The following is a 5,473-nucleotide window of genomic DNA, read 5'->3' as shown; positions in this document are numbered from 1 at the left end:
CTACTCGTACGCGGGGACAATGGGGCTGGTGCAGGGCGGCTCCATCGACCGACGCTTCTTCCACCGCATCGGCGCGTCGCTGCTGGACCGCACCATCTGCGCGACGGCGGGGACGGAGGCGTGGAAGGTGACGTACGGCGACCGCATGGGCCCCACGCCTGAGGAGGCGGAGCACGCGCGGCTCGTGCTCCTGTGGGGCACCAACACGCTGACCTCCAACCCGCACCTGTGGCCGGCGCTGCGCCGCGGGCGCGAAGCCGGGGCGAAGATCATCGCGATCGATCCCATCCGCACGCGCACCGCCGCCCAGTGCGACCAGCACCTCGCCATCCGCCCCGGCACCGACGCCGCGCTGGCGCTGGGGATGATGCACGTCATCTTCCGCGACGGCCTGGAGGACGGCGATTACCTGCGCCGCCACACCGTCGGCTGGGAGGCGCTCCGCGAGCGGGCGCTGCACGAGTGGAGCGTCGAGCGGGCGGCCGCGGAGACGGGGCTGGACGAGACGGCGATCGAGGCGCTGGCGCTGGAGTACGCGCGCACCCGCCCCGCCTTCATCCGCCTCAACTACGGAATGCAGCGCCACGCCGGCGGCGGGATGGCCGTGCGCGTGGTCTCCCTGCTCCCGGCGGTCACGGGCGCGTGGCGCGACGTGGGCGGCGGGGCCACGCTGTCCACTTCCGGCGCGTTCAAGGCCAACGGCGCCGCGCTGGAGAAGCCGGAGTGGATCCCGGGGGGCACGCGCACCATAAACATGATCCAGCTCGGCGACGCGCTCACCCTGCCGGATGCGGGGGTGGGCGGCCCGCCGGTGCAGGCGCTCGTCGTCTACAACTCCAACCCCGCCGCCGTCGCGCCCGACCTGGGGCGCGTGCGTGAGGGGCTGCGCCGCGAGGACCTGTTCACCGTAGTCCTGGAGCACTTCCGCACGGACACGGCGGACTACGCGGACTGGATCCTCCCCGCGACGACGCAGCTCGAGCACTGGGACGTGCACACCTCGTACGGCCACCTGTACGTCACCCTCAACCGCCCCTCGATCGCGCCGGTCGGCGACAGCCTCCCCAACTCCGAGATCTTTCGCCGCATCGCGGCGCGTATAGGGCTGGACGACGCCGAGTTCCGCGAGACGGACCTGGAGCTGATCGAGCAGGCGCTCGACTCGCCCAACCCGGCGCTGAGCGCGGTCACGCTGCGGCAGCTCCTGGACGAGGGCTACGTGCGCTTGGCCGTGCCGAAGCCCTTCCTGCCGTACGCGGACCCGGGGCGGCTCAACACGCCCACGGGCAAGATCCAGATCGTCGCGCCCGAGCTGGCGGCGATGGGGCTCGATCCGCTTCCCACCTTCACGCCCCCGGCCGAGAGCGCGGCGGCGGATCCGCGCCGCGCCGCGCGCTTTCCGCTGATGCTCCTTTCGCCGCCGGAGCACCAGTTCATGAACAGCACCTTCGTCAACATCCCCGCCCTGCGAAAGGCGGCGGGCGAGGCGAAGATCCTGCTGCACCCCAACGAAGCCGCCGTCCGCGGCATCCGCGAGGGCGACCGCGTGCGGAGCTGGAACGACCGCGGCGACTTCTTCGCGCTCGCCGTCGTGACCGACGACGTGCGCCCCGGAGTGGCGGTCTCCTACGGCGTGCGCTGGGCGCGGCTCAGCGAGGGCGGCAAGACGGTGAACGACACCACCTCGCAGGGCACCACGGACATGGGCGGCGGCGCCGTCTTCTACGACAACGCCGTCGAGGTGGAGGTCGCGGCGTGAAGGGGCTGCGCATCCTCTACGTCTCCCACTCCTTCCCTCTGCGCGGCCAGCCCCTCTCCAACGTCGGCGGGATGCAGCGCGTGGCCACCGGCCTCCACGACGCGCTCGCCATCCATCCGGGCGTCGAGCTGCACTCGCACGTGCTGGAGACCTCGTGGAAGGCCACGCCGTACCGGATGCCCGGCTACATGGCCGGCCTCCTGCGCCGCATCCCGCGCACCGTCGCGCGCGAGGGGATCGACGTCGTCCTCTTCTCCTCGATGGTCACCGCCTCGCTCTCCGTCGCCCTGCGAGCGGCGGTGCACCGAGGCGGCGCGCGCATGGCCGCCATTCCCGTCGGCCGCGACGTGACGCTCCCCACGCCGGGGTACCAGTGGCTGGTGCCGCGCGTCTTCGATGCGCTGGACCTGGTCTTCCCCATCAGCCGCGCCACCGGCCAGGAGTGCCTCCTCCGCGGCCTCCCAGCGTCCAAGATGCACGTCGTCCCCTGCGGCGTGGACACGGCGCTCTTCGCCCCGCCGCACGACCGCGCCGCCGCCCGCCGCGAGCTCCTCGCCGCCATCGGCGAGACGGTGCCGGACGACACGCTGATCCTGTGCAGCGTCGGCCGCCACCAGGAGCGCAAGGGCTTCCACTGGTTCGTGGACGCCGTGATGCCGCGCCTCCCCCCCGACGTCCTCTACCTCGTCACGGGTGAGGGCCCCACCACCCCGCAGATCCAGGCCGCCATCGACCGCCACGCCCTCGGCGGCCGCGTGCGCATGCTGGGCAAGGTGAGCGAGGAGATGCTGCGCACCCTCTACCGCGGCGGCGACCTCTTCGTGATGCCCAACATCCACGTCCCCGGCGACATCGAGGGCTTCGGAGTGGTGATGCTGGAGGCGGGCCTCTGCGGAATGCCGGTCCTCGCCGCCGAGCTGGAGGGGATCAGCGACGTGGTGCGCGAGGGCGAGAACGGCCACCTCGTCCCCACCCGCGACGCCGCGGCCTTCGCCTCCGCCATCCTCCGCCACCGTTCCGACCGCCCCGGCCTGGCGGAGGCTTCGAGGCGTGCGGCCGCGTACACGGCGGAGAATTTTTCATGGACGGCGATCGCGGGGAGGTTCGTGGGGCTGTTGGGGCGGTAGGAGGGCCCCCTCCCCCCGGCCCCCTCCCCCGCCTGCGGGGGCGCAGGGCGGGTGAGGGGGAGAACTCCGCCCGCGCTTCGCAGATGCGCCGTAGGGGCGCGATTCATCGCGCCCGTGCCCGCCGCCGCTCCGCCGCCCTGCCCAACGCACACCGCCACCTCGTAGGGGCAGACCTGTGTGTCTGCCCACCCTCGCCCGAACCACGAACCCCGCCCCCGCACACAGAACCTCGTAGGGGCCGCCCCACGTGGCTGCCCGTGTCTTCCGCGCCACCACCGCCCGGCGTACCGGTCCGCGGCCTCCCGAAAACGCAAACCCCCTCCCCCAGGCAGTTTCGGGGGAGGGGGATGCGTCGCGGAGCGACGCTGGGGGTGGGGCCCCTACCACTCCTCCTTCAGCACCCCGTACAGCTCGATATCCTCGAACACCCCCCACTTGAGCACGTGCCCGCGCAGCCTTCCCTCGTACGTCATGCCCAGCTTGCGCATGACCGCGCCGGAGGCCGGGTTGCGGGTGTAGAAGTGCGCGTACACCCGACGTATCCCGAGCCGGGAAAACGCGTAGTCGATCACCGCTCGCGCCGCCTCGGTCGCCACGCCGCGCCCCCAGTACTCGCGCCCCACCCAGTAGCCGATCTCGGCCCGCGCGTGGGGCAGCTCCAGCCGCAGGCCGCACGTGCCCACCAGCTCGCCGCCGTCGTGCAGCGTGATCCCGAACACCACCGCCTCGCCGCTGTTGTAAGCTTCCGGCAGGGTGCCGATCCACATCTCGGCCGCGCCGTCCGGGTAGGGGTGCGGGATGTTGAGCGTGGTGGACGCCACCTCCTTGTCGCCGGCGAGCCGCTGCACCGCCGGGGCGTCCGCGGTCGTCAGCGGGCGCAGGAGCAGCCGCGGCGTCTCCAGCGAAGGCTGCCGCGCGATCGTGGGCACGGAATCCATACCACTGCTCCTCAGGTCAAAGGGTGTGCATCACGCGGAACTGCGGGTCTCACGCGGAGGCGCGGAGACGCAGAGAGAACTTCGCGTGCTCTCCTCCGTGCCTCCGCGTCTCCGCGTGAGCCCAGCAGTTGAGGCGCATCAGCCTGCCGCCGCGACGACCGGCGCTCTACGGGAGGCGGCGATGCTCATCACGCATGCAGCGGCGATGCCGAGCACCAGCATTAGGCTCCACAGAACGGGAGCACCAGCGCGTTCGAGGATCACCGTACCCGCCCACGGGCCGACGGTGAAGGCGAGGCCGAACGACATCGTGTACGCGCCCATGTACTCGCCCCGCCGCTCCGCCGGCGCCACGTCCGCGACGTAGGCGGCGGTGCCGGGGAAGAGGATCATCTCGCCAAAGGTCCACACCAGCGTGCACAGCACCAGGTGCCAGGGAAGCGAGGCGAGCGCCATCGACCCGAAGCCCGCGCCGCACAGGAGGCAGCCCACCATCAGCGTGCGCCGGTGCGTCCACCCCGCCATCGCCAGGTTCAGCGGCACCTCCAGCAGCACGATCAGCACCGTGTTGATCACGAAGAGGATGCCGAAGAGCGCGGCGGACAGCCCCAGGTCGCGCACCAGGAAGAGGGGCATGGCGGCGCTGTGCTGGAAGAAGATGATCCCCACCAGGAAGCTCCCCGCCAGGAAGATGAGGAAGCGCCCGTCCGCCAGCGCGCGCGGTCCGAGATGCGGCACGGCGGCGGCCTCGGCGACGGGCACGCCGCGCGCGCGCCGCAGAGCCATCATCCGCCGCGAGGCGACGGCCAGCACCACGCCGGCGGCCAGCGAGCTCGTCCCATCCACCACGAAGAGGGCGGGGAAGGAGAGCGTTGCCAGCAGCCCGCCCGCGGCCGGCCCGATGCTCATCCCCAGGTTCACCGCCAGCCGGTTGAGCGAGACGGCCGCCCGGCGCTGCTCCGGCTCCGTGGTCTCCGCCAGCGCGGCGAGGCTGGCGGGGCGGATCGCCTCTCCCGCGAGCGCCCACGCCACCGTCAGCCCGAGCACCGCCGCGAACGAGTGCGCCAGCGGAAAGAGGAGGAGGAGCGCGCCGGAGATCAGGAGCGAGAGCTCCATCACCCGCAACGCCCCCAGCCGGTCGCACAGCCGGCCCGCCACCGGCGCGCTGCACAGGCTGCCGATGCCGTACACGGTCAGTGCGGCCCCAGCGGTCTGCGCCGGCAGCCGCATGTGCTGCGTCAGGTACAGCACCAGGAAGGGGAGCGCCATCGTCCCCGTGCGGTTCACCAGCGTGGTGGCGAAGATGAGCCACACGTCCGCGGGAAGACCGCGCAGGCCGCGCCAGGGGTTGGGGATCGCCACCGTGTCGTGCGTGAAAATGAGGGCGGCCCCCGCCGTGGGGGCCGCCCTCCAACTTATCTCCGCGAACGCCGCGTGCAAAACGTCCGGACGGCCGCGGGTGCGGCCGCCCGGACCGAGCGCTCGGCCGGACCGGTAGCCCTACGGCTTGATCAGGCGCAGGAAGCGGAGCAGGATGGGGAAGAAGCGTCCCAGGGCCTTGGTGATGAAGCCCAGGACCACCGTGTTCAGGATGAGGCGTAGCAGGAACATGGGGATGCCGCGGTCAGGGGGGCGCGTCGCTCGTGACG

4 protein-coding genes are annotated in these 5,473 nt (G+C 72.2%); 2 read left to right on the top strand and 2 right to left on the bottom strand.

Annotated elements, in window-relative coordinates; all coding sequences use genetic code 11:
• Positions 1 to 1,759: molybdopterin oxidoreductase family protein (locus tag VF647_25550; protein ID HEX8455470.1), on the top strand; the 1,759-nt coding region annotated here is incomplete at its 5' end.
• A complete protein-coding gene (locus VF647_25545) occupies positions 1,756 to 2,886 on the top strand; it encodes a glycosyltransferase family 4 protein (GenBank protein HEX8455469.1) in 1,131 nt (376 codons plus the stop codon). The genes VF647_25550 and VF647_25545, both read left to right, overlap by 4 nt.
• 380 nt (positions 2,887 to 3,266) lie before the next feature.
• On the opposite strand, the gene VF647_25540 is transcribed toward VF647_25545, so the two are convergent.
• Both VF647_25540 and VF647_25535 read right to left on the bottom strand, forming a co-directional pair.
• Positions 3,267 to 3,824 carry a GNAT family N-acetyltransferase gene (locus VF647_25540; GenBank protein ID HEX8455468.1) on the bottom strand — a complete coding sequence of 186 codons (558 nt, stop codon included), beginning with the start codon at positions 3,822 to 3,824 and terminating at the stop codon, positions 3,267 to 3,269.
• A gap of 138 nt (positions 3,825 to 3,962) precedes the next feature.
• Positions 3,963 to 5,186 carry an MFS transporter gene (locus tag VF647_25535; GenBank protein HEX8455467.1) on the bottom strand — a complete coding sequence of 408 codons (1,224 nt, stop codon included), beginning with the start codon at positions 5,184 to 5,186 and terminating at the stop codon, positions 3,963 to 3,965.
• Between the last annotated feature and the right edge of the window lie 287 nt (positions 5,187 to 5,473).

It is taken from the genome of Longimicrobium sp., from assembly GCA_036387335.1.
Classification (GTDB): domain Bacteria; phylum Gemmatimonadota; class Gemmatimonadetes; order Longimicrobiales; family Longimicrobiaceae; genus Longimicrobium.
Note: the sequence above shows the minus strand (reverse complement) of the source record. Positions and strands in the feature narration are given on the sequence as shown.

What these genes read in the sequence shown, in the direction of transcription:
- VF647_25540 (HEX8455468.1), bottom strand. Translation starts at nt 3,824, where the DNA reads ATGGATTCCGTGCCCACGATCGCGCGGCAGCCTTCGCTGGAGACGCCG.